20 protein-coding genes and 1 pseudogene are annotated in these 24,231 nt (G+C 71.6%); 7 read left to right on the top strand and 14 right to left on the bottom strand.

Annotated elements, in window-relative coordinates; all coding sequences use genetic code 11:
• Nucleotides 1-50 precede the first annotated feature (50 nt).
• The 3 genes from ACQPY0_RS05980 to ACQPY0_RS05970 form a co-directional block, all read right to left on the bottom strand.
• Nucleotides 51-1,331 carry a PhoH family protein gene (locus ACQPY0_RS05980; protein WP_432985733.1) on the bottom strand — a complete coding sequence of 427 codons (1,281 nt, stop codon included), beginning with the start codon at nt 1,329-1,331 and terminating at the stop codon, nt 51-53.
• Nucleotides 1,332-2,451: 1,120 nt separating this feature from the next.
• Nucleotides 2,452-3,222 carry an isoprenyl transferase gene (locus ACQPY0_RS05975; RefSeq protein WP_432985731.1) on the bottom strand — a complete coding sequence of 257 codons (771 nt, stop codon included), beginning with the start codon at nt 3,220-3,222 and terminating at the stop codon, nt 2,452-2,454.
• 130 nt (nt 3,223-3,352) lie between these two features.
• The gene (locus tag ACQPY0_RS05970; protein WP_432985729.1) at nt 3,353-5,179 is read right to left on the bottom strand and encodes a phosphoenolpyruvate carboxykinase (GTP); all 1,827 of its coding nucleotides are present in this window, start codon (nt 5,177-5,179) and stop codon (nt 3,353-3,355) included.
• 258 nt (nt 5,180-5,437) lie between these two features.
• Between ACQPY0_RS05970 and ACQPY0_RS05965 the strand changes: the two genes are divergently transcribed.
• A complete protein-coding gene (locus ACQPY0_RS05965; RefSeq protein ID WP_432985727.1) occupies nt 5,438-5,944 on the top strand; it encodes a GtrA family protein in 507 nt (168 codons plus the stop codon).
• A 61-nt stretch (nt 5,945-6,005) separates the two neighbouring features.
• Nucleotides 6,006-6,641: a GtrA family protein gene (locus ACQPY0_RS05960; protein ID WP_432985725.1), complete on the top strand. Its 636-nt coding sequence runs from the start codon at nt 6,006-6,008 to the stop codon at nt 6,639-6,641.
• Between the two features lie 66 nt (nt 6,642-6,707).
• On the opposite strand, the gene ACQPY0_RS05955 is transcribed toward ACQPY0_RS05960, so the two are convergent.
• Both ACQPY0_RS05955 and ACQPY0_RS05950 read right to left on the bottom strand, forming a co-directional pair.
• On the bottom strand, nt 6,708-7,247 hold the full coding sequence (locus ACQPY0_RS05955) for a PH domain-containing protein (protein ID WP_432985723.1): 540 nt from the start codon (nt 7,245-7,247) through the stop codon (nt 6,708-6,710).
• A gap of 85 nt (nt 7,248-7,332) precedes the next feature.
• Nucleotides 7,333-8,229, bottom strand: coding sequence for a biotin--[acetyl-CoA-carboxylase] ligase (locus tag ACQPY0_RS05950; RefSeq protein ID WP_432995029.1), 897 nt, complete (start codon nt 8,227-8,229; stop codon nt 7,333-7,335).
• Between the two features lie 34 nt (nt 8,230-8,263).
• Here ACQPY0_RS05950 and ACQPY0_RS05945 point away from each other — a divergent pair, with 34 nt between their 5' ends.
• Entirely contained in the window at nt 8,264-9,859 is a 1,596-nt protein-coding gene (locus ACQPY0_RS05945; RefSeq protein WP_432985721.1) for an acyl-CoA carboxylase subunit beta, read from the top strand.
• Between the two features lie 6 nt (nt 9,860-9,865).
• On the opposite strand, the gene ACQPY0_RS05940 is transcribed toward ACQPY0_RS05945, so the two are convergent.
• A complete protein-coding gene (locus tag ACQPY0_RS05940; RefSeq protein WP_432985719.1) occupies nt 9,866-11,770 on the bottom strand; it encodes a protein kinase domain-containing protein in 1,905 nt (634 codons plus the stop codon).
• A 64-nt stretch (nt 11,771-11,834) separates the two neighbouring features.
• Nucleotides 11,835-13,922, bottom strand: coding sequence for a prealbumin-like fold domain-containing protein (locus ACQPY0_RS05935; RefSeq protein ID WP_432985717.1), 2,088 nt, complete (start codon nt 13,920-13,922; stop codon nt 11,835-11,837).
• A gap of 223 nt (nt 13,923-14,145) precedes the next feature.
• Between ACQPY0_RS05935 and ACQPY0_RS05930 the strand changes: the two genes are divergently transcribed.
• Nucleotides 14,146-14,331 carry an acyl-CoA carboxylase subunit epsilon gene (locus ACQPY0_RS05930; RefSeq protein WP_432995027.1) on the top strand — a complete coding sequence of 62 codons (186 nt, stop codon included), beginning with the start codon at nt 14,146-14,148 and terminating at the stop codon, nt 14,329-14,331.
• A gap of 286 nt (nt 14,332-14,617) precedes the next feature.
• On the opposite strand, the pseudogene ACQPY0_RS05925 reads toward ACQPY0_RS05930, so the two are convergent.
• A pseudogene (locus ACQPY0_RS05925) lies at nt 14,618-14,857 on the bottom strand (MscL family protein); the annotation flags it as partial.
• Nucleotides 14,858-14,890: 33 nt separating this feature from the next.
• Between ACQPY0_RS05925 and ACQPY0_RS05920 the strand changes: the two are divergent.
• The gene (locus ACQPY0_RS05920; RefSeq protein WP_432985715.1) at nt 14,891-15,502 is read left to right on the top strand and encodes a Maf family protein; all 612 of its coding nucleotides are present in this window, start codon (nt 14,891-14,893) and stop codon (nt 15,500-15,502) included.
• A complete protein-coding gene (locus ACQPY0_RS05915) occupies nt 15,499-16,158 on the top strand; it encodes an O-methyltransferase (protein WP_432985713.1) in 660 nt (219 codons plus the stop codon). The genes ACQPY0_RS05920 and ACQPY0_RS05915 overlap by 4 nt, the downstream gene beginning before the upstream one ends.
• Nucleotides 16,159-16,864: 706 nt before the next feature.
• Here the strand turns inward: ACQPY0_RS05915 and ACQPY0_RS05910 are convergent.
• The 4 genes from ACQPY0_RS05910 to ACQPY0_RS05895 form a co-directional block, all read right to left on the bottom strand.
• A complete protein-coding gene (locus ACQPY0_RS05910; RefSeq protein ID WP_432985711.1) occupies nt 16,865-18,031 on the bottom strand; it encodes an MFS transporter in 1,167 nt (388 codons plus the stop codon).
• Between the two features lie 83 nt (nt 18,032-18,114).
• Nucleotides 18,115-18,870 (bottom strand): ABC transporter permease, encoded by a 756-nt coding sequence (locus ACQPY0_RS05905; RefSeq protein WP_432985709.1) that lies wholly within the window; start codon nt 18,868-18,870, stop codon nt 18,115-18,117.
• A 2-nt stretch (nt 18,871-18,872) separates the two neighbouring features.
• Nucleotides 18,873-19,826 (bottom strand): ATP-binding cassette domain-containing protein, encoded by a 954-nt coding sequence (locus ACQPY0_RS05900; RefSeq protein ID WP_432985707.1) that lies wholly within the window; start codon nt 19,824-19,826, stop codon nt 18,873-18,875.
• 80 nt (nt 19,827-19,906) lie between these two features.
• Nucleotides 19,907-20,542: a PadR family transcriptional regulator gene (locus ACQPY0_RS05895; protein WP_432985705.1), complete on the bottom strand. Its 636-nt coding sequence runs from the start codon at nt 20,540-20,542 to the stop codon at nt 19,907-19,909.
• 119 nt (nt 20,543-20,661) lie between these two features.
• On the opposite strand from ACQPY0_RS05895, the gene ACQPY0_RS05890 reads away from it, so the two are divergent.
• Entirely contained in the window at nt 20,662-22,410 is a 1,749-nt protein-coding gene (locus tag ACQPY0_RS05890) for an acetyl/propionyl/methylcrotonyl-CoA carboxylase subunit alpha (RefSeq protein ID WP_432985703.1), read from the top strand.
• A gap of 346 nt (nt 22,411-22,756) precedes the next feature.
• Here the strand turns inward: ACQPY0_RS05890 and ACQPY0_RS05885 are convergent, their stop codons facing one another.
• On the bottom strand, nt 22,757-23,095 hold the full coding sequence (locus tag ACQPY0_RS05885; protein WP_432985701.1) for a YbjQ family protein: 339 nt from the start codon (nt 23,093-23,095) through the stop codon (nt 22,757-22,759).
• Between the two features lie 82 nt (nt 23,096-23,177).
• Complete coding sequence (locus ACQPY0_RS05880) at nt 23,178-24,224, bottom strand: hypothetical protein (RefSeq protein ID WP_432985699.1); 1,047 nt, start codon at nt 24,222-24,224, stop codon at nt 23,178-23,180.
• Between the last annotated feature and the right edge of the window lie 7 nt (nt 24,225-24,231).

Here is a 24,231-nt window from a genome sequence, read left to right as displayed (position 1 = left end):
TCACAATTCGGACGGTTTCCCCTCAAGTCCGGCCTCCGGCCGCCTGTGGATCAACGCTCGAACGGCAGATCCTCCAGCAGGTCAGTGACCATTTCGGCGATCGCGGAACGCTCCGAACGGGTGAGGGTGACATGTGCGAAGAGCGGATGGCCCTTCAGCGCCTCGATCACCGCGGCGATGCCGTCGTGACGGCCGACGCGAAGGTTGTCACGCTGAGCGACGTCGTGCGTGAGGACCACGCGCGAGTTCATGCCGATTCGCGAAAGAACCGTCAGCAGTACCCCTCGCTCGAGCGACTGCGCCTCGTCGACGATCACGAAGGCGTCGTGCAGGCTCCGCCCGCGGATGTGGGTCAGCGGCAGCACCTCGAGCATGCCCCGCGCCGCGACCTCCTCCATCACGTTGTCGTGCACGAGCGCCCCGAGCGTGTCGAAGACCGCCTGGGCCCACGGCGACATCTTCTCGGCCTCGTTGCCGGGCAGGTAGCCCAGCTCCTGCCCGCCCACGGCGTAGAGCGGGCGGAACACGACGACCTTCTTGTGCTTGCGCCGCTCCATGACGGCCTCGAGCCCCGCGCACAGCGCCAGGGCGGACTTGCCGGTGCCGGCCCGCCCGCCGAGGGACACGATCCCGATCGAGTCGTCGAGCAGCAGGTCGAGCGCCACCCGCTGCTCGGCCGAGCGCCCGCGGACCCCGAACGCCTCCCGGTCGCCGCGCACGAGCCGCACCGACTTGTCGACCCCGACCCGGCCGAGCGCCGAGCCGTTCTGCGAGGTGAGCACCAGGCCGGTGTGCACCGGAAGATCGCCGGCGCCGTCGAGGTCGACGGCCTCCCCGGCGTACAACTGCTTGACCTCGGCCTCGCTGATGCCCAGCTCGACCATGCCGGTCCAGCTGTGGTCGGACGCCGGCCCGGGCTGATACTCGTCCGCCGCCAGGCCGACCGAGCCCGCCTTGACCCGCAGCGGCATGTCCTTGGTGACCAGCAGGACGTCCTTGCCCTCGGCCTGCAGCGCGAGCGCCACCGCGAGAATGCGGGCGTCGTCGGTGTCGGCCCGGAACCCGGCCGGCAGCACGTGCTGGTCGGCGTGGTTGAGCTCGACCCGAAGCGTCCCCCCGGCATCGGTCAGCGGCAGCGGCTCGTCCAGCCGCCCGTGCTTCGCTCGCAGCTCGTCCAGGAAGCGCAGCGATCGACGCGCGAAGTATCCCAGCTCGGGGTGGTGCCGCTTGCCCTCCAACTCGGAGATGACGACCAGCGGCAGGACCACGTCGTGCTCGCCGAAGCGCAGGAACGCGCCCGGGTCGCTCAGGAGCACGGAGGTGTCCAGCACGAAGGTGCGCCGGGATGGGTCTCGCGCGGAGCGCGGCGATGGGCCGGGGACCTGAACCTCTTCGGCCTTCTTCCGGGTTCGCCGGACGGCCTTGACGGGTGCGGCGGCTGGCGCCGGCTCCGCGGAGGTGGAAGAGGAGGATGCTGAGGGACTACGGCGAACGGTCACGGGATCTCCGGGGGCGGGCACCTCGCCGCCCGCACTCGCGTCCTCCGACGCCCGCACGGGGTCGGGTGCTTGGCCCCGTGGCTTCACATGCGTTCGCTCGGTCCGGGCCTCGGATGGCGGGGAAAACCCCCGCCACAGCAATGACGCTATCCGGTGATGTCGAAATCCACTAGATCACGGCTCTGATTCCCCACCGATCAGGGCCGAACACCCGACAAACCCGCACTGAACGCTGTCACCAGGTCGGCACGGGTAGGCCGGACGACTTGCAGCACCCACCGGCGGGCCTGCGCCCCACGGTCGCCGGCCCCGCCCACCCGGCGTGTCGCGGCGGTCCCAAGCGCCGACGCAACGCAGATCGCCCGTGTCGGACTTTCCCGCCAGAAGGCCATCGCGAGCCGCGCCGGCCCGCGTCGCGGCCGGCCTACGGCCGATGGCTTGCAGATCGCCCGCCTCGGACTTTCCCACCAGAAGGCCACCGAGAACCGCGCCCGCCCGCGCCTCGGCGGTCCACGAAGGGCGTTCCCGGCCTACGGCCGATGGCTTCACGTCGGGCGCCACCTCGGGCCCTCCCGAGCGGAACTGGGACCACCCCAACCCATCCGAATCGGATTTATGCCCTGACAGGCGAAAGATCCGATAAGTTCGCCTGTCCCTTCGGGGTGACGCCCCGCAGGCGTTGCGCGCCGAGGTCGGTTCGTGTTCTGGGGTGCAGGAGGATGGGGCCGGGGTTGCGCGCCGACGTCGGTCCGGCAAAAGGTCAAGATCACGCCTCGACGATTGGGCCTGCCGCGCCGCAGGCAGGGCGCCTTTCGGGCGCTCCAGGGGCAGTATTCAAGATCGCGGCGGCGCCTCAACGCTCGGGCGCGCCGAATCGCGGCGCGCAGCGCCCGACTCATGGACGCCGTCGGCGGTGCGGCGCAGGCGGCGGCGCCGGGAGGAGGCGTTCGGCTCAGGCGCCGTAGCGACGCTGACGGTTGGCGTACGAGCGAAGGGCCCGCAGGAAGTCGGTGCGGCGGAAGCTCGGCCAGTGCACGTCGCAGAAGTAGAACTCCGAGTGCGCGCTCTGCCACAGCAGGAAGCCCGACAGCCGCTGCTCCCCGCTCGTGCGGATCACCAGGTCGGGGTCGGGCAGGCCGCGCGTGTAGAGGTGGTCGGAGATGTGGTCGACGTCGAGGATCTCGGCCAGCTCCTCGATCGACGTGCCGGCCTTGGCGTGCTCGTGCAGCAGCGACCGGACGGCGTCGGCGATCTCGCGGCGGCCGCCGTAGCCCACGGCCAGGCTGACCTGGGCGCCGCCGGAGCGGTCGATCGTCTTCTCCTGGGCATCCTTGAGGGCGTGGGCGCTGGAGGCGGGCAGCAGGTCCAGCGCGCCGACGATGCGCAGCTGCCAGGGGTTGCGCTCGTCGGCCAGGTCGGCCGCCAGGTTCTCGATGATCTGCAGGAGCGGGTCGAGCTCCTGGGCCGGGCGGGAGAGGTTGTCGGTCGACAGGAGCCAGAGGGTGACGTGCTTCACCCCGGCGCCGTCGCACCAGCGCAGGAGCTCCTTGATCCGCTCGGCGCCGACCCGGTGACCGTCGTTGGGATCGACATAGCCCATCTCGCGCGCCCAGCGGCGGTTTCCGTCGACGATCACCCCGACGTGGTGCGGCTTGGGCTTGCCGAGCAGCCTCCGGGCGAGACGCTTCTCGTACAGGGAATAAACCACGTCACGCAGACCCACGGCAGAGAAGACTAGCGACCTGTCGGGCGAAGCGACACCGTCCCGCGGGCACTGGACAGTACCGTTTCAGTAAAGCAGGGAGCGGCCGGTCACCCGACGGACCAGCCGCTCACCTGCGGTTATGGGCGCGCTACGCGACGCCCAGCCGAGCACGGAGCGCATCCAGCTCCGCCCAGAGAACTCCCGGCAACTTCTCCCCGAACTGTTCGAACCACGCCTGGATCTGCGGCAGCTCCTCGCGCCACTCGGCGGAGTCGACGCGCAGCGCGGCGGCCAGGTCCTCCGCGGAGACGTCCAGGCCGGACACGTCGAGGGCGCCCGGGGCGGGCACCGCGCCGATCGGGGTCTCCACCGCCTCGGCCGTGCCCTCGATGCGCTCGACGACCCACTTGAGCACGCGGGAGTTCTCGCCGAAGCCGGGCCACAGGAAGCGGCCGTCCTCGCCGCGGCGGAACCAGTTCACGTAGAAGATGCGCGGCAGCTTGGTGGCGTCGCCGTCCACGCCCTTGCCCATCTCGATCCAGTGGGCGAAGTAGTCGCCGGCGTGGTAGCCGATGAAGGGCAGCATCGCCATCGGGTCGCGGCGCACGACACCCACCTGGCCGACGGCCGCGGCCGTGGTCTCGCTGGACAGGGTCGCGCCGAGGTAGACGCCGTGGACCCAGTCCCGCGCCTCGGTCACGAGCGGGATCGTGGTCTTGCGCCGGCCGCCGAAGAGGATCGCGTCGATCGGGACGCCGCGTGGGTCGTCGTACTCGGGCGCCAGGATCGGGCACTGCTCGATCGGGGTACAGAAGCGGGAGTTCGGATGCGAGGAGAGCTCGCCCGCATCCGGCGTCCAGTCGCCGCCCCGCCAGTCGGTCAGGTGGGCCGGCGGCTCACCCATGCCCTCCCACCAGATGTCGCCGTCGTCGGTCAGCGCCACGTTGGTGAAGACCGAGTTGCCCCGCGCGAGCGTGCGCATCGCGTTGGGGTTGGTCTTCCAGTCGGTGCCGGGCGCCACGCCGAACAGGCCGAACTCGGGGTTGACCGCGTAGAGGCGGCCGTCCTCGCCGAAGCGCATCCAGGCGATGTCGTCGCCGAGCGTCTCGACCTTCCAACCGGGGATCGTGGGCTCCAGCATCGCCAGGTTGGTCTTGCCGCACGCGCTCGGGAAGGCGGCCGCGACGTACTTGACCACGCCCTGCGGGCTGGTGAGCTTGAGGATCAGCATGTGCTCGGCGAGCCAGCCCTCGTCGCGGCCGATGACGCTGGCGATGCGCAGCGAGTAGCACTTCTTGCCCAGCAGCGAGTTGCCACCGTAACCGGAGCCGTAGCTCCAGATCTCCCGCGTCTGCGGGAAGTGGGAGATGTACTTCGTGTCGCTGCACGGCCACGCCACGTCCTGCTCACCCTCGGCGAGCGGCGCTCCCACGGAGTGCAGGCACGGCACGAAGGACGCCTCCGTGCCCATGCGGGACAGCACCGTGGCCCCCATCCGGGTCATAATTCGCATGGAGGCCACAACGTAGGGCGAGTCGGTCAGCTCGACGCCGAACATCGGCTCGTCGGCGCTGAGGGGGCCCATGCAGAACGGGATGACGTACATCGTCCGCCCCCGCATGCACCCGTCGTACAGCCCCGTCATGATCCGCTTCATCTCGCCGGGCGCCATCCAGTTGTTGGTCGGGCCGGCGTCGGCCTCGTCGACCGAGCAGATGAAGGTGCGCTCCTCCACGCGGGCGACGTCGGAGGGGTCGGTGCGGGCCCAGAACGAATTCGGGCGGGCGGCGAGGCGGACGAGGGCCCCGCTGTCGACCAGTTCGTCGGTGATGCGGCGCCATTCGGCCTCGGAGCCGTCGCACCAGACCACCCGCTCGGGTCTGGTGAGCTCGGCGACCTCACGGACCCAGGCGAGCAGCCGGCGGTGGGCGGTGGGCGCCTGATCCAGGCCGGGCACGGTTACCGGGGCAGACATGCGGATCTCCTCGTGGTCGGCATTGACCCGTAGCGCTGGACGGATGCGCGGAAGCGCGGCGCGCGATGGAGCGAGCGCGTCGTGAAATCCAACGGGTTTCTGCCAGCCTAGGCCGGTCGGCCGGGCCCGGCAGCGTGAGACCTTGTGAAACGCTGCACAAGGTACGAAGAAATTCAACCCCGGAAGCAGAATTGCGCGCGAACTTTTCGTTCCGTGCGCACCACTGCGCAAAGCCTCCCGTGCCTTACCCTGTCGAAGGTGACCGACCTGGAGACCACGAAGCGGCCGTCCCTTCTCGCACGGCTCTACGCGCGCTTCGAGGAACTGGTCCGCGAGGCGGGGAAGTTCGGCACCATCGGGCTGATCACCTTCCTCATCGACACCGGGCTGTACAACCTGCTGTGGGGGCCGCTCAACACGCTGGTGGCCGGCACGATCTCGATGGCCGTCGCGGCCTCGTGCGCGTTCGTCGGCAACCGGTTCTGGACCTGGCGCGACCGGGCCCGCACGGACCTGCGCCGCGAATACGCGCTGTACTTCCTGTTCAACCTCGGCGGCCTCCTCATCGCGCTCACCTGCCTGGGCATCAGCCACTACCTCTTCGGGTTCACCAGCCAGCTGGCCGACAACATCGCCAAGAACGGGTTCGGACTGGTCCTGGGCACCCTCTTCCGGTTCTGGTCGTACCGCCAGATCGTCTTCCGCAAGCGCCCGGAGACACCCCAGAGCGCCCCGATGAACACTGAGCGTGAGATCGAAGGGTGACCTGTCCCGCACTAGCCCTGGTGAGGGCGCGCGGTTTGGTCGCTTACCGTAAGGTTGGCCGGTGCGATTCGCCACCAGACTCCGCGACCGGTTCATCCCCGAGCGGTTTCACTCGCTCGTCACCGAGTTGTTCAAGTTCGGCGCGGTCGGCTGCGTCAACACGGCCGTCGACTTCATCCTCGTCAACGCCCTGCTCTTCATCGGCCCGCTGAAGGCGAAGATCGTCGCGGTGGTCGTGGCGACCACGGTCTCCTACCTGCTCAACCGGCAGTGGACCTACAAGAACCGCGACAGCGGCAGCGTGCGCCGCGAATACGTGCTGTTCTTCGCACTCAACGGCGTGGGCCTGCTGATCCAGGAGGCCGGTCTGGCCGTGGCGAAGTACGGGCTGCACTTCAACGAGGCCAACCCGGACGACCGGCTCGCCTTCAACATCGCCAACGCCGCCGGCATCGGCCTGGCGATGATCTTCCGGTTCTGGGCGTACCGCACCTGGGTCTTCACCGACCAGACCGCGCAGGTCAGCGCCGAGGAGCGGGAGATCGAGGCCCTCGAGGTGGCCTACAGCGACACCGCGGTCGTCGCCCCGGACGAGCGGCAGATGGAGGCCCTGGAGGCCGCGTTCTCCGACGCCCCGGCCCGGCCGCCGGCGCAACGCCAGCCGGCCGATGAGCCGGTCACCCCGGTCAAGCGCTGACCCGGACCGGTCAGCGAGAAAGGGACCCCCGCCCTGGGCGGGGGTCCCTTCTGCTTTTTTCGAGCCTCAGTCCTTGTTGATTTCGTTGACCAGCGCGTCACGGTCGTCGTCGCCGAACGTGTGCTTCTGCCGGTCCGCGTCGACCAGCTCGTAGAGCATGCTCTGCGTCTTCTCGACCTGCGGCAGGTCGGTGAGCTGCACCTGGCCGCGCTCGCCGGCCGACTCGATGGTCAGTGTGCCGCAGCCGAGCATCCGCTCGAACAGCGAGTGCGAGAACGACACGTCGTTGATCCGGCCCATCGGGATATCCCGGCCGCTGCGCGAGAAGACGCCGCTGCGCATGATCACCCGCTCGTTGGTGAAGACATAGTGCGTGGTCCGCCACTTGATCCACGGCCACACGGTGACGACCAGGACCACCGCGAGCGCCAGGGCGGCCACGATGAGCATCGGGATCATGCCCCAGCTCGTGAAGATCGCCAGCGCGACGACCGCCGCCAGGGCCAGCACGAACCAGACCACCGGCAGGAACAGCGCCTTCCAGTGGGGGTGCAGGTGCAGCACCACCTGCTCGTCCTTGGTCAGGACGCTTTCCGGGAACCCCACGCCAACCCCTCCTCATTCATGAATGTCGGAGGTGAGGCTAGACCCTGACCGCCACCCGGCGGCATTGCCTACCCAGCCCTATCTGTCAGGGCTCCAACCGAGCATGCACGACGTCGCCCGCCGCCACCGGGTGAACGGCCCCGAAGGGGTCCGTGACCTGCAGTCTTCCGTCGCCGTCGACGCCCGCCGCGGCCCCCTGCAGCACGCCGCCGCCGGGCAGCTCGACGCGCACGCGACGCCCGACGGTGCCACAGTGGAAGACGTACGCCTCCCGCACCCCCGACGCCTCAGGGTCCCCGGCGTGCTCGACGAAGCGCGTGTACCACTCCGCGAGCGCGCGCAGCAGGGCTCGCAGCAGCGGGTCCCGGTCTGTGTTCGCGGCGCCGGACAGCGCGAGCGAGGTCGCGTCCGGCCGCGGCAGCTCGTTCTCGCGCAGCGTGACGTTGAGCCCGATGCCGATCACCACGGCGCCGCCGGCCGCCTCGGCCAGGATGCCGGCGGCCTTGCGGTCAACGCCCGGTTCGGCTCGCCGGCTTCGCCCGGGCGACTCGGACGAGGCGGCCTTCAACAGCAGGTCGTTGGGCCACTTGAGATAGGCGTCCACGCGCGCCACCCGGCGTACGGCCTCGGCGAGCGCGACCCCGGCCAGCAGCGGCAGCCAGCCCAGCCGGGCCGCCGGGAGGTCCGGGCGCAGCAGCACGCTGAGCGCCAGCCCGGCCCGCGGCGGCGACTCCCACTGCCGGCCGAGGCGCCCGCGGCCGGCGCTCTGCCGCTCCGCGACGATCACCAGCCCCTCGGGCGCGCCCTCACGGGCGGCGGCGATCGCGTCGGCGTTGGTCGAGCCGGTCTCCTCGACGATGCGCAGGTCCGTCCAGAGCCCGCCCGGGACGAGCAGGGCGCGGCGCAGGGCGGCCGCGCGCAGCGGGGGGCGTTCGAGGTCGGAGAAGGCCGCGGCGGCGTCGCCGGACCCGCCGGTGGAAATGTTCACAGCTCGACCCTATGCTCACCCGATTAGCATGCCGAGGGTGACCACTGAGCAGGTTGAAGCCGGAGCCGACATCCACACGACGGCCGGGAAGCTCGCGGACCTTGGCCGCCGCACGGACGAGGCGGTGCACGCCGGCTCGGCCCGCGCCGTGGAGAAGCAGCACGCGCGCGGCAAGAAGACCGCCCGCGAGCGCATCGAGCTGCTGCTGGACCCCGGCTCGTTCGTGGAGCTCGACGAGCTGGCCCGGCACCGGTCCACGAACTTCGGCCTGGAGCGGACCCGGCCCTACGGCGACGGCGTCGTGACCGGCTACGGCACCGTCGACGGCCGCCAGGTCTGCGTGTTCGCCCAGGACTTCACGGTCTTCGGCGGCAGCCTCGGCGAGGTCTTCGGCGAGAAGATCGTGAAGGTCATGGACCTGGCGATGAAGATCGGCTGCCCGGTCGTGGGCATCAACGACTCGGGCGGCGCGCGCATCCAGGAGGGCGTGGTCTCCCTGGGGCTCTACGGCGAGATCTTCTTCCGCAACGTCCGCGCCTCGGGCGTCATCCCGCAGATCTCGCTCATCATGGGCCCGTGCGCGGGCGGCGCGGTGTACTCCCCCGCCGTCACGGACTTCACGGTCATGGTCGACCAGACCTCGCACATGTTCATCACCGGCCCGGACGTCATCAAGACGGTCACCGGCGAGGACATCGCGTTCGAGGACCTCGGCGGGGCGCGCACGCACAACACCAAGTCGGGCAACGCGCACTACCTCGCCGCCGACGAGGACGACGCGATCGACTACGTGCGGGCACTGCTGTCCTACCTGCCGTCCAACAACATGGACGACGCCCCGATCCTGGATTCCCCCGCGGTCCTGGAGATCACCGACGAGGACCTGGCGCTGGACACGCTGATCCCGGACTCGGCGAACCAGCCGTACGACATCCATGTTGTCATCGAGTCGGTCGTCGAGGACTTCCTCGAGGTCCAGCCGCTGTTCGCGCAGAACATCGTGGTCGGCTTCGGCCGTGTCGAGGGCCACCCGGTCGGCGTGGTGGCCAATCAGCCGATGCACTTCGCGGGCTGCCTCGACATCGACGCCTCGGAGAAAGCCGCGCGGTTCGTGCGCACCTGCGACGCGTTCAACATCCCGATCCTGACGTTCGTCGACGTGCCCGGGTTCCTGCCCGGCGCGAGCCAGGAGTGGGACGGCATCATCCGCCGCGGCGCGAAGCTGATCTACGCCTACGCCGAGGCGACCGTCCCGAAGGTCACGATCATCACGCGCAAGGCCTACGGCGGCGCCTACGACGTCATGGGCTCCAAGCACCTCGGCGCCGACCTCAACTTCGCCTGGCCGACGGCGCAGATCGCGGTGATGGGGGCGCAGGGCGCGGTCAACATTCTGTACCGCCAGGAGTTGCGCGACGCCGAGGACCCCACCGCCATGCGCGCCGAGCTCATCGCGGAGTACGAGGACACGCTGGCCAATCCGTACGTCGCGGCCGAGCGCGGCTACGTCGACGGGGTCATCGCGCCGTCGACGACCCGCGTCGAGGTCGTGCGCGCCCTGCGCCTGCTGCGCACCAAGCGGGAGACGCTGCCCCCGAAGAAGCACGGGAACATCCCGCTGTAGGAGGCCTCAGGCGGGGCGGGGCTGGAACGACGCCTTGATGATCGCGTAGATCTGCTGGGCCGTCGGCTGGCTCCACATGTCGGTGGTGCACTCCCAGTAGATGGCCTGGCCGAGGTCGGGGCGCACGCGGCAGCCCAGGTTGGACACGTGCATGTGCCCCTGGGAGCTGTCGTACGTCCACTGCCAGTCGGCGCAGTCGCCGAGGTACCCGTACACCGGCACGATCTTGAGCCGGGCATAGTTCGGGTACATCTTCCGCTTCAGGCGGGCCGCCTCCTGCTGCTCCCAGTCCTTGACCGGGTCGCCGGCCGGCGGCGTGGCCGTGGTGTCGAAGCCGACCCGCATGCCCGGGACCGTGTTGCTCTCGTAGTAGATCATCGAGTCCGACGACGGGTGCGGCTTGCGGATCCAGCCGACCGGCAGGCCGACGCGCCACCCGAACTCGGGGTCGGTGACCCACTCGTAGCCCTGCGGCAGGTTGATCGCGGCGCCGCCGATGCTGCCGGCCACGATCGGCGACGGGGTCGGGGAGGCCGGGGGCGGCTGCGCGCCGGCGGTGCCCGCCACGCCGGTCGTAGGGGACGCGCCGGACTTCTCCTCGCCGCCGGAGTCGCTCAGCAGCAGCACCGCGGTCACCACCAGGGCGAGCACCGCGACGCCGGCGGCCACCCAGCGCCAGCGCTGCCCCGGCGGCACGGTGCGGTCGAGGTCGTCGTCGGCGGAGCGCAGCGGCACGATCGGCTGGTCGTCGGGCCCGGGCGGAGCAACGGCCGCGCGGCCGGCGACGGGCTCGGCGGGGCGGCCCGGCGGCTGGCGGTGCAGGGCGACGGGGTGCGGGGAGGCTTCCGACGCGACGGCGGGCTCGGCGCTCACCGGGGCGACCCGCTCGACGGCGGCGGCCTCGCGCTCCTGCGGGCTGCGCTCGCCGGCGCCCGAGTCCGACCGGGAGTAGCCACGCGGTCCGCCGGCGCCGGCCAGCCCCTCCGCCGCCCCGACGCCGGCGCGCGGGGCAGCGTCGGAGGACGACGCGTGGCCCTCCCGGGAGCGGCGCGGGCGGGGCAGGGCGGGCCGGCTCCACCAGCCGCGGCCCGCACCGGCGGCGGCCCGCTGCAGCAGCCGCTCGGTCTCGGCCATCCCGGCCCGGGCCCGCGGGTCCTTGCGCAGCAGCGCGGAGAGCACCGGCTTGAGCACGCCGGCGCGCGTGGGCGGGTCGGGCTCCTCGGTGGCCAGCGCCGTCAGGGTCGCGTACGTCGTCGAGCGCGCATACGGCGAGCGCCCCTCGACGGCGGCATACAGCGTGGCGCCCAGGGACCACATGTCGGACTCGGGGCCGGAGGTGCCCTCGCGGGCGCGCTCGGGCGAGATGTACTGCGGCGAGCCCAGGATCAGCCCCGGCCGGGTCACGGCCCCGTCGCCGCCGTCGAACACGGCCAGGCCGAAGTCGGTCAGCACCACCCGGCCGGTGTCGGCGAGCAGGACGTTGCCGGGCTTGACGTCGCGGTGCAGCACCCCGGCGCTGTGGGCGGCCCGCAGGGCGCTGAGCACCGCGAGCCCGATCTGCGCGACCCGCTCCGGCGGCAGCGGCCCGTCCTCGACGATCACCTGGTGCAGCGAGCGCGAGGGGACGTACTCCATGACGATCCACGGCGCCTGCTCGGTGTGCACGACGTCGTAGATCCGCACGACGTTGGCATCGTTGAGGCGCGCCGCCGCGCGGGCCTCCCGCAGGGTGCGCAGCCGCAGCTCGTCGCGCTCCTGCCGGGTCAGGCTCTCCGGCGGGACGACCTCCTTGATGGCCACGTCCCGGCGCAGCATCTCGTCCCGGGCGAGCCACACCCGGCCCATGCCACCGGCGCCGAGCGGCTCGATCAATCGGTAGCGCTCTGCGATCAGGGCCTTGGGCTGGGTCATCACCAAGAAAGTTACCCAACCCGTGCACCTCGCATAAAGCCCGGTTTCGGGTGAAGATCGACGGTCAGTCCGCGCGCGAGCGCAGCACCATGATCAGCAGGATTACCAGGCCGATCCCGACCAGACCGGCCCCGATCAGGGCGACCGGGAGGACCTTGAACGTATCGAGGACTTTCTGCTGCGTCGGGGCCGCCTCGGTGGTGTCGAAGGCGACGGTGACGGTGACGGTGTACTCCTGCGCGTCGGCGGCGTTGTCGGCCCCGATCTGGACCGTGCCGGGGATCGCGAACGACCCACCGGCCGGGTTCGGCTCGACCGTGGCAGTGACGGTGACCTTGGCGTTCTTCGTCGCCGGGGCCTGCGGCTGCCCGACCGTGCACCGCGTCGGACTCAGGAAGCCCAGCGGCGTGGGCAGCGTCGCCTCGGTGTCGTCCTCGCCGCCGAGCACCGTGCGGCCGGTCGAGCCGTCCTCGCAGTCGACGTCGACGACGAGCGCTCCGGCCCGGCCGTCGACGTTGCCGGAGAAGCGCACCTTGAGCTGCAGCTGACGGGCGGGGTCGAAGATGTACGTCGCGGTGCACTTCGCGGCCGCGTTCGTGACGGCCAGCGGTACGACATCCGCTCCCACGTTCGGCATGGCCTGCGACTGCCCCGGGTCGCAGGCGAACGAGCTCAGCCGCCAGCTGCCCTCCACGGTGGACAGTGGGGCCACCGGCGTCACCAGGTATTCCCCGAACGCGAGCGAGCCGGGCACGTCGCCCTGGGCGATCGCCGCGACGCCGAGCGCGGTCGTGGTCGCGACCCCGGACCAGCCTGGCACGCCCTGGCCGCGCGGGGTGACCGCGAAGCTCGCGGCCCCGGTGCCGCCGACGGTGACCCCGCGCAGCTCCAGCGAGCCGGCCTTGCGGGTCACGCGCAGCGTGCAGTCCGCCGGCACGTCCGTGGCGACCATCACCGTCACAGCCATCCCGTCCGGCTTGATCTCCTGGTCGCCGCAGCCGACCCCGGCGAGGCTCCACGCGGCCGCGTCGCCGGCGGGGGCGGTGAGCGTGACCGGATACGCCCCCGGCAGCAGCGTGGTGAGGTCCGCGCCGGTGGCGAGCGCGGCGGATCCGTCGCCGGTGGCCGTGGCGCTCAGGTGGCGGGCCGGGCCGCCGGCCGGGTCGGCGACGGCGAGGTCGAAGGCGCCGCCGGGGACGTCGGAGTGCAGCCGCAGGGTCAGGCCGGGCGGCGAGGCCGGCGGGGTGTAGGTGAACGTGCACGTGACGACCTCGCCCGCCGCGAGCGTGACGGTGGCCTGGCCGGTCGGCACGTCGGCGGTGGTGAGGCTGCGCCCGGCGCCGCTCTTGGTGCAGGCGGCGTCGGCGAGCGTCCAGCCGGCCGGGGTGCGGGACACGATCGTGCTCGGCACGCCGCCCGCGCTGCGTACGAGGGTCACGTCGGTGCTCGCGTCGGCGGTGACCCGCTTGTCGGGCCGGTAGCTGGCGCTGGCGTCGAAGGCGAACCGCTGCGGATAGCCGGGCGCCCGCGTGGTGCGGGCCCGCACGATCAGCGTCGCGGTGGGCTGGGCGGCCTTGACGTAGTAGGCGAAGCAGAAGACGTGCCGGGCGCCCGCCGGGAAGCCGATCCACTGCACGTTGCCGCCGGAGTGCCCGTCCAGCGCGCAGCGCAGGGCGCCGAAGCCGTATCCGGCCTGGCCGGACTGCGCGCCGGCGAGCAGCGGGTCGCCGGGGCTGCCGCCCTGGGCCCACAGCTGGTGGCGGGCGGCGGCCTTCGCCTGCTCGTCGGTGAGCGTGACGGTGACCGCGCCGTCGAGCGTCTTGCCGGTCTTCTGCCCGGTGCGGTCGAGCAGCTGCGCGCCGGCCGCGGTCGGGCCCGAGCCGGTGGCCGGCGTGGTGACGGTGGACAGGGCGCCCTTCTTCTGGTGCCCGCCGCCGAGCGAGAACTGCCACCCGTTGAGCGGGTCGCACCCGGCGGAGTTGCCGGCCTCGACGGCGGGATCGATCTCGGCGCCGTCGTCGTACACGTTGTCGCGCCCGGTCGGCGCCGCGTTCTCCGCGTTGTCGTCGCGCACCCGGTTGCCCATGACACTCTGGTAGCTGTCGCAGGCGCGGGCCACGAACGTGACCAGATAGTGCAGGGAGGCCGACACCGAGGCGGGCGTCTCGCCCTCGCGAGCGGACGCCGGACTCGCCGCACCGATCAGGACAGTAGCGAAGGTGATCGATATTGCGGCACATAGCCGGGCCAATCGGACGTTTGTCAATGCGCCCCCCAATTCGCCATCGACTCCCGTTCCAGTCGAGTATGCGCTGCTGGGGTGTGCGTATGCTCGCAGGACGGCAACGTTTCGCGAACGAGTGCGGGAGGCTTACGTGACTGGAGAGCCGCTTTTCAGGGTGGTACGCGGCACGCCGACCGCCGAGGAGGTCGCCGCGATCGTGGGCGCGCTGTTCAGTCTCGCGCCGGCCCCGGCTCCGAAGGCGCGTCCCCGGTCGCGGTGGGCGCTGAGCGCTCGTCCGGGTCAGCCGCGCCGCTGGGGTGCCCTCGCGGGGTCGTGACCGGCTGCGATCCGTCGCCGCCGCTGGGGCGCCGGCGCGGGATCGCGATCGGCGGCAGGGTCGGCCACTTGCGCGCCTCGCGCTCCTGCTGCAGCCGCTCGGCCTCCTCGGGCGAGGGCAGGTCGGCGACCAGCTGCTGGCCGCAGGAGCGGCAGGTGATCGCGGCGACCGGGATGCGGTCCAGGCAGTAGGGGCAGTTGCGCAGTTCCAGTGAGCGGCCGCGCTCCACGCCGATGAGCGTCATGAGCTTGATGACGATGAACAGGCCGAGCGCGAGCAGCATGAACTGCAGCAGGTCGTTGAGGAACATGCCGTATCGCAGCGGCGTGTGATGAATCGTGATCGCCAGGTTCTTGAAGTCCGGCTCGCCGACCACGGCCGCGACGGCCTGTGTGAACAGGTTGGTCACGAACGACTGGACGAGGGTGGCGAACGCGGTGCCGATGATGAACCCGAGAGCCAGGTCGAGGACCGAGCCCCCGATGGCGATCGCCTTGAACTCCGACCAGAGCTTCCGCACGGACATGCATGGTACGGAACATTCGCTAACGTTCCGGGCGTGAAGACGTTCATTCTCGCCTCCGCGAGCCCCGCCCGGCGCAGCCTGCTCTCGCACGCGGGCATCGCGCACCGGGTCGTCGTCAGCGGCGTCGACGAGTCCGTGGTGCAGGCCGGCGACGCGGCCACGCTGGCCGGCGCGCTCGCCGGCCTGAAGGCCCGCGCGGTCGCCGACGGCGTCACCGAGCCCGGCGCGCTGGTCCTCGGCTGCGACTCGGTGCTCGCCTTCGACGGCGAGATCCTGGGCAAACCGGAGTCCCCGGCCGCGGCCACCGCCCGCTGGAAGGCCATGCGCGGCCGCTCCGGCGTCCTGCACACCGGCCACTGCCTCATCGACGTCGGCACCGGCGAGACCGCCGAGGAGGTCGTCGCCACCACCGTGCACTTCGCCGAGCCGGACGACGACGAGATCGCCGCCTACGTGGCCACCGGCGAGCCGCTGGACGTGGCCGGCTCGTTCACGATCGACGGGCTCGGCGGCGCGTTCATCGCCGGCATCGAGGGCGACCACACCAACGTGGTCGGACTCTCGATACCGACCCTGCGCCTGCTGCTCGCCCGCCTCGGCGTTCCGATCGTCTCCCTGTGGGCGACAGGCAGGATGGAGCCATGACGAAAGAGACGCTCGCACTGACCCCGGCGCTGCACGACTACGTGGTCGCCAACGGCAGCGCCCCCGACGAGATCGTCCGGGACCTGATCGAGGAGACGGCCCGGGTCCTGCCCGCCGACCAGGGCATGCAGATCGCGCCCGAGCAGGCCGGTTTCATGACCCTGCTGACCCGCATCGCCGGTGTCCGCAACGCCGTGGAGATCGGCACCTTCACCGGCCTGTCCTCGATCGCGATCGCCCGCGGCCTCGCCGACGGCGGGCGGCTCGTCTGCTTCGACGTGTCCGAGGAGTTCACCAGCATCGCCCGCCGATACTGGGACCGCGCGGGGCTGGCCGACCGCATCGAGCTGCGCATCGGCCCGGCGGCGGAGACGCTGCACACGCTGCCGGCCGAGCCGCACCTGGACCTGGCGTTCGTCGACGCCGACAAGACCGGCTACCTCGGTTACTGGGAGGCCCTCGTGCCGCGCATGCGCCCGGGCGGCCTGATCCTGGTCGACAACGTGCTGCGACACGGCCACATCATCGCCCCGGACCCGTCGGACACCGGGACGCTCGCAATGGTCGAGTTCAACCGCCACGTCCTGGCCGACCCGCGCGTGGAGTCGATCCTGCTGCCCATCGCCGACGGCCTGACCATCGCCCGCCGCCGGTAGCCCCGAGCCACTCCCCCGGCCCCGCGTCACGCCCGCCGACCGCCCGCGGTTGGCGAGGATCCGGGTCCTGATGTGCCGCATGAGGTGCAGGTAGCTCGCGTTGCCCGGCGCCGCCCACGTTCCCGCGCGTCGCGGGCTCCGGGCGGCGCCCGGCGATCCGGCTGTCACGGCCTCGCCGGCGGCAGCCCGGTGAATCCACGCTCCCCGCCGTCGGCTCCGAAGGACGCGGCGACCCAGCTTCCCCCGGCCCTCGCCAGCGGCGGCCCGGTGAATCCGCACTCCCCACGTGGCGGGCTCCGGACGACGCCCGGCGGCCCGGCTTCCCCGCCTCGCCAGCGGACCCGCGCTCCCCACACATCGCGAGCCCGGAAGACGCCCAGCGACCCGGCGTTCACAGCCTCGCCAACGGCAGCCCAGTGAATCCGCACTCCCCACGTCGCGAACTCCGGACGACGCCCGGCGACCCAGCCTTTCCCGCCTCGCCAGCAGCAGCCCGGTGAATCCCCCATCGTCGCGGAATTCAGAGGACGCCCGGCGATCCCGCTCATAGCCTCACCGGCGGCGGCCCCGGTGGATCCGCCTCAAGCGGCGCTTGGCGATCCCTCACCTCGCCGGCGGAGACTCGGTGGACCCGAAAGGCCGCTGGCAGCAGAGGTCCCCTGACCACGAAAAGTCCGGCGCTGGCGCGCCCGACTTTTCGGATATTTCACGACATAGCGGGGACTCGGGTTCGATGGTCGAGAAGTCCGATCACCGTCGCGGAGACCAGGACGAACAGCGGGACCAGCAGGAATGCCGTGTGAGGGCCGGTCCGGTCGGCCAGGGCGCCGAGCGCGAACGGGGCGACGCCGAACGCGATTCCCACCGCGAATGAGGCCCGGGCCGCGGCCAGGTCGGGCTGGCCGTCGGAGTGAGCCAGGGCCAGACCGATCCCGAGCGGGTAGTGCAGGCCCATCCCCGCCCCGCACACGCACAGGCCGGCGACCGCGAGCCACGGCACGGTCGTCATCCAGAACACCGCGAAGCCGGCCAGGGTCACGGCGAGGGCCACGAGCAGCATCCGGGCCGGACGGAAGATCAGCAGGAGCCGGCCGCCGGCCAGGCGCCCGGCCACCATGCCGGCGATGAGTGCCGACAGCGCCGCCGTGGCCACGCCGGCCGAGACGTGGGCGTGGGCGCGCAGCACGTCGCTGCCCCACAGCGTCAGGCAGATCTCGATCGAGCCCGTGGCGAACAGGCTGGTGAGCGCCAGCCAGAACGCGGGCGGCAGCGGCCGGGCTCCGGCCCGGGGCTGCCCGAACCCGGCCGGCTCGGGCGGGCGGACGCCGGTGGCTCGGACGTACAGGCCGACGAGCACCACCGGCACGACGACCACGACGAGGCCGAGGCGCCAGCCCCAGCCCGCCGCGAAGGTCGCGCCGACCACGAGCGGGGCGACCAGGCCCAGGGTCGCGGCGGCCGCGTTGGCCTCGCTGATCGCGGCCGGGGCGGCGGTGCCGTGGTGGTCGGTGAGCCCGGCGTTGATGGCGTTGACCGTCAGCGCCGCGCCGATGCTGGCCAGCGTGGCGAAGGTCAGGGTCAGGGCGAGGTGGTGAGCGGCGTACATGCCCGCGGCCGCGGCGCTGATGCAGCCCAGTCCGATCCAGATGAGCCGGGCGCGGCCGAGGCGGCGGGTCAGGGCCGGCAGCGCCAGGCCGCCGAGGACGCCGCCGAGGGCGAACGCGGTGCCGTGCAGGCCGGCCAGGGTACGGCTGATGTGCAGTTCGTCGCGCAGCAGCGGGGCGACCGGGCCGAAACCGTAGAGGAAGTAGACCCAGAGGGCGAGCTGGGCGTACATCACCCAGGTGAGGCGGTCGCGCACGAGACGGGGCACGGCGCAACGCTGTCACGGCCCCTCCCGGTACGGAAGGGGCCGTGACGGTGACGGCCGTTACCGGTACAGCTGAAGCTCTGCCCTCACCGGACGCTCTTGGCGAACGCCCGGGAGGCCCAGACCACGGTGACGAGCGCCAGCCCGCCGATGACGACCGCGGCCTGCCACACCGCGTCCGCGCCCGGGTGGCCGTCGAAGAGCGCACGCACCCCGTCGACGGCCCACGAGAAGGGGTTCCAGTCGGCGACGCTCTTGAGCCACTTCGGCGCGAACGTGAGGGGCAGCAGGATGCCGGCGGTGAGCAGCAGCGGCTGCGTGATCGTGTTGAGCAGCGGGGCCAGGGCGTCCTCGCTGCGCAGCTTGAGCGAGACCGCGTAGGAGAACGCGGACAGCATCAGCGAGATGACCGCCATCAGCCCGAAGGCGCCGAGCACGTCGAGCGGGTTGACCCGCAGCCCGAAGATGACCGCGATGACCACGATGAGCAGGCCCTGGAACAGCAGCGACACGACGTCGCGCAGGGAGCGCCCGACCAGCAGGGCGAAGCGGCTGACCGGGGTGACCCGGCTGCGCTCGATGACCCCGGCGCGCACTTCGGCGATCAGGCCGAAGCCGGTGAACAGCGAGCCGAACATGGCCAGCAGCACGAGCAGGCCCGGGACGAAGAGTTTGTACGCCTCGGCGTTGGTGCTCACGCCGAGCGCGGGCTTGAGCAGCGGGGCGAAGAGCAGCAGGTAGAACAGCGGCTGGATGATGCCGACGATCAGCCAGACCGGGTTGCGCAGCATGAGCTGCATCTGCCGCTGGAAGACCAGCCAAGAGTCGCGAAGGAACTTCATCGTCAGCTCTCCCTCAGGGAACGGCCGGTCTTGGTGAGGAACACGTCGTCGAGGCTCGGGCGGTGCAGCTCCATCTCGCCGAGGGTGACCCCGGCGTGGTCCAGCAGGCGCAGGATGTGGGGGATGGCGGTGGCGCCGTCGGTGACGTACAGCCGCAGCCTCCCCTGCGCCGGCTCGATCCTGCGCACGTAGTCCTGGTTGGTCAGCAGGTCGGCCGCGAGCTGTGCGGTGCCGTTGACGCCGACCGTGACCACGTCGCCGGCGACCTCGCGCTTGAGCGCGTCGACGGTGTCCTCGGCGACGATCTCGCCGTGGTCCATGATCGCGATGCGGTCGCAGAGCGCGTCGGCCTCGTCGAGGTAGTGCGTCGTGATGAAGACGGTCATGCCCTCGTCGCGCAGGCGGCGCACCTCGTCCCACATGTGGGCGCGGCTCTGCGGGTCGAGCCCGGTGGTCGGCTCGTCGAGGAAGACGATCTTCGGCTCGTGGATGATGCCGAGCGCGATGTCGACGCGGCGGCGCTGGCCGCCGGAGTAGGTCTTGCAGCGGCGGTCGGCGTACTCGCTGAGCTGGAACGCCGCCAGGGCGCGGGTCACGCGCCGGTGCGCCTCGGCCTTGCCGATGCCGTAGAAGCGCGCCTGCAGGACCAGTTCCTCACGGGCGGTGCTCTCGTCCCACGTGCTGCCGCCCTGGGCGACGTAGCCGATCCGGCGGCGCACCTCGCCCGGGTCCTTGAGCAGGTTGGCACCGGCGATGACGGCCTCGCCGCCGTCGGGCGTGATGAGCGTGGCGAGCATGCGCAGCGTCGTGGTCTTGCCGGCGCCGTTGGGACCGAGGAACCCGAAGATCTCCCCCTCCCTGACGGAGAGGTCGACGCCCCGGACGGCCTCCACGACCTTCTTGTCGCGACCGGAGCCGCTGCGGAAGGACTTCCGCAGCCCCCTCGTCTCGATCATGTCCGTCTCCCTGTCTGTGTGTTCGCAGGGAGACTGTAACGCGATATAGTTTCTACGGTCAAGAATGAGTATGTCGCGTACTACTCGTCTTCGTCGTCGTACGGCTCCCCGTGCTCGACCCGGATCGCCTTGCGCCACAGCTCGGCACCGTGGCCGCCGGGATCCTCGGCGTAGTGCCGGCCCTCGCCGGCCTCGATGCGCGCGGCGATGTCGTGGCACCAGCGGGCCTCGGCCTCGCAGCGCACCATGGTCAGCTCGGACTGCCAGCCGACGTGCGGCGGCTTGTGCCCGAGCCACTGATCGGCATTATCGCGATAGGCCGTGATCCAGCCCTCGAGCAGCCGCGCACGGGCCCGCAGCGCGCCGACGGCCTCCGCGCGCGGCAGGTGCGGCAGGAAGGCGAACGCGGCCAGGAACGGATCCATCGGCTCCTGGTACTCCCACCAGTACCGGCGCAGCAGCGACTGGTACTCCGCCGAGCCGGCCGGGGTCAACTGGTACAGCGTGCGCGCCGGCCGGTTGCTCACCTGCTCGGACGCGACCTCCTCGACCAGCCCCTCCTCGGTCATCTTGCGCAGGGCGTGGTAGATCGAGCCCGGCTGGACGTTGGCCCAGCTCTCCACGTTCCAGCTCACCAGCTCCTTGCGGATGTCATAGCCGTGGACGGGCTGGAGGTAGGAGACGAGACCGAGGATCATCAGGCGCGTGGTAGACACGACACTAAGCGTAATAGGAAAACTTGACTAGCCGCCGCTAGTGACTTTCTTGGCAAGGGAAAGTGTCACAGCCTGGGCATAGACTGCGCCGGAAGGCTTGAAGACCAAGGGAGCGTTCAGTGCGCAAGGTTCTCATCGCCAACCGTGGCGAGATCGCGGTTCGCGTCATCCGCGCCTGCCGCGATGCGGGGCTCGGTAGTGTGGCCGTCTACGCGGATTCCGACCGCGACGCGCTGCACGCCCGCCTCGCTGACGAGGCCTATGCGCTGGGCGGCGACTCCGCGGCCGAGACCTACCTGCGCATCGACAAGCTCATCGACGTGGCCGCCAGATCCGGCGCGGATGCGGTCCACCCCGGCTACGGATTCCTGTCGGAAAACGCGGACTTCGCCCAGGCGGTCATCGACGCCGGCCTGATCTGGGTGGGCCCCAGCCCGCAGGCCATCCGCGACCTCGGCGACAAGGTCACCGCCCGGCACATCGCCCAGCGGGCCGGCGCCCCGCTCGTGCCCGGCACCCCCGACCCGGTCGCCGACGCCGCCGAGATCGTCGCCTTCGCCGAGGCCCACGGCCTGCCGGTCGCCATCAAGGCCGCGTTCGGCGGCGGCGGGCGCGGCCTCAAGGTCGCCCGCACCATCGAGGAGATCCCGGCGCTGTTCGAGTCGGCCGTCCGCGAGGCGGTCGCCGCCTTCGGCCGCGGCGAGTGCTTCGTCGAGCGCTATCTCGACCACCCCCGCCACGTCGAGGCCCAGGTCCTGGCCGACCAGCACGGCAACGTGATCGTGGTCGGCACCCGCGACTGCTCCCTGCAGCGGCGCCACCAGAAGCTCGTCGAGGAGGCCCCGGCGCCGTTCCTCACCGATGCCCAGCGCGCCCAGATCCACTCCTCGGCCAAGGCCATCTGCAAGGAGGCCGGCTACCACGGCGCCGGGACGGTCGAATATCTCGTCGGCGCCGACGGCACCATCTCGTTCCTGGAGGTCAACACCCGCCTGCAGGTCGAGCACCCGGTGAGCGAGGAGACCACCGGCCTGGACCTGGTCCGCGAGCAGTTCCGCGTCGCCGACGGCGAGAAGCTGCGCTTCGACGCCGACCCGGCCCCGCGCGGCCACGCGATCGAGTTCCGGATCAACGGCGAGGACCCGGGCCGCAACTTCCTGCCCGCCCCCGGCACCGTCACCGTCCTGACCCTGCCCACCGGCCCCGGCGTCCGGGTCGACACGGGCATCGAGTCCGGCAGCGTCATCGGCGGCAACTTCGACTCCCTGCTGGCCAAGGTCATCGTCACCGGCGAGACCCGCGAGCAGGCCATCGAGCGCGCCCGGCGCGCCCTGGACGAGATGGTCGTCGAGGGCATGGCCACCGCGCTGCCGTTCCACCGCAAGGTCCTGCGCGACCCGGCCTTCACCGACGAGCCCTTCCGCGTCCACACCCGGTGGATCGAGACCGAGTGGAGCAACGACGTGCCACCGTTCTCCGCCCCCGCCGGCCCGGCCACCGAGCCGGAGTCCCGCGACACGATCGTGGTCGAGGTGGGCGGCAAGCGCCTGGAGGTGTCGCTGCCCGCCGGCCTCGGCGGCATGACGTCCGGCGGGTCGTCAGCCGCGGCCCCGCGCAAGCGGGCGGGCGCGCGCAAGCAGGCCGCCGCGGCGGGCGGGGACGCGCTGACCAGCCCGATGCAGGGCACGATCGTGAAGATCGCGGTGGCCGAGGGCGACACGGTCGCGGAGGGCGACCTGGTGGTCGTGCTCGAGGCGATGAAGATGGAGCAGCCGCTCAACGCGCACAAGACAGGCGTCGTGACCGGCCTGCAGGCCAAGGTGGGCGAGGTGGTCTCGGCCGGCGTGACGATCGCCGAGATCAAGTAGCGGCGCGCGAGCGAACCAGCGCCGCCGCCCACAGCGAGGCGGCGGCGGGACCTGAGCGCGCACGACCGTCGCCGGGTCGACGCCCATCTTCGCGGGCAGTTGCAGGGCGGCTCGGCATCCTCCGTCCCGGCACGCTGCCGGGGTCACCACATGCCGTGTTGCAGGGCTCGGCATCCTCCGTCCCGGTACGCCGCCGGAGTCACTACCTGCCGTGGTCGACATGGTCGCACCCTGGCGAGGCGGTGCGAGAGCCGAGCAGCGCGCGCTACAGCACGGCGGCGCGGGGGCTGAGCAGCGTGGGGGCACCTCGCTGTGGCGAGGGGTTGAGCGGTGTGGGAGACGCGTGTCAGGCGGCGTGGGCGCCGGTTCGGACGTTGAGTGGGACGACGACCACGGCGGTGCCGTAGGCGCACAGTTCGACCCAGGTGTTGGTGACGTCGCGGTGGTCGAAGCGCATGCCGACGATCGCGTTGGCGCCGCGGTTCTCGGCGGCCTGCACCATCTGGCCCACCGCGCGTGAACGAGTCTGCACCAGGAACTGGGACATGTCCTGCCCTGGGCCGCCCTCGGTCGAGCGGATCCCCGCGGCGAACGGGTTGCGCGACGTGGCGACCACGCCCAGGACCTCCCCGAGCACGGTGGTGATCTCGTAACCGGGGAGGCCCTCAGTCGTTACTACCAGCACAAAATTGATGGTATGCGGGTGTATTAACCCTAAGCGGCATTATGGGCGAATCATCCCTTATCTGCCCCGCCGTATCGCCCCTTCAGCCGTGGCCCACCTGGGCGGCCGGGGTCACCGCGATCTCCGAGGCGAACCGTAGCAGGGCTTCGGGTGGCAGGGCCGCCTTCGCGCCGATCTGGATCAGCAGCGAGCGGCCGCCCTCGACCGGCACCTGCAGGAGCTGCCCATCCGCGGTCTCCGTCAGCCAGGCCCGGCGGCCACCGACCGTGACCTGGACGGTCGGGGCGTCGGTGATCTTCGGCTCGGCGCCGGACGACTCGTCCAGCATGACCGCGATCTTGTCGACGTACGACGCGTCCGGGGTCACGCCGGGCGGGGCGAAGGTCACGCCGGCCGGGTCGATGTTGTCGACCGTCCAGTCCTTCGGCATCAGGCCGAACGTGAAGGGGGCCTGGGCCTTCAGCGCGCCGGGGCGGACCTGCTCGGCGTACGCGATCAGCTCGCCGTCCGCCGCCACCGGCTCCAGGTCCAGGCGGAGCCAGGTCCCGTCCGCGGGCTGCCAGATCAGGGACCGGCGGAGGCCGGTGGCGCGGCTGGCCGGGTCGTCGTCGGCAAAGGTCCAGTCGTACGCCGCCGCGCCCTGGCCGTTCATAATGACCCGGGACACGTAGGCTTTCGACGACGGGGCCGGGGGCGTGGCGTCGTACAGCGTCAGCGTCGCGCTGCCGCCGCTCGGGCGGGTCTGCCGCAGGGTCGGGTGGCCGGCGGTGAGCATGATCCGCGGGTCGCCGTAGCCGGCGGCGAGCGGCGGCGAGTACGGGAACGTCACCGCCACCGGGACGGTCGAGCTGACCAGCGTCGGCTCCGCCGGGGCCGAGCCGGGCGCCGGCGCGACCAGGGCCGGTTGCGCGGGGACCGGGCCCGGCGCGTCGCGCAGCGCGAACGGGAGCGCGGCGCCGATCGCGACCAGGACCGCGGCGGCCGTCGCGGCAGCGGCCAGGCGGTTGCGGCGGCCGCGGCGAGCCGACTCGGTGACGACGGTGCCCAGCAGCGCGGCGCCGGGCGGGGCCTCGGCCGCGTGCAGCCGCAGCGCGTCGCGGAGCCGCTCCTCGACCTCTTCATCGTTCATGATGCTT

The organism is Dactylosporangium sp. CA-233914 (genome assembly GCF_050942935.1).
Classification (GTDB): Bacteria; Actinomycetota; Actinomycetes; order Mycobacteriales; family Micromonosporaceae; genus Dactylosporangium.
This window is presented reverse-complemented; position numbering and strand designations above follow the sequence as displayed.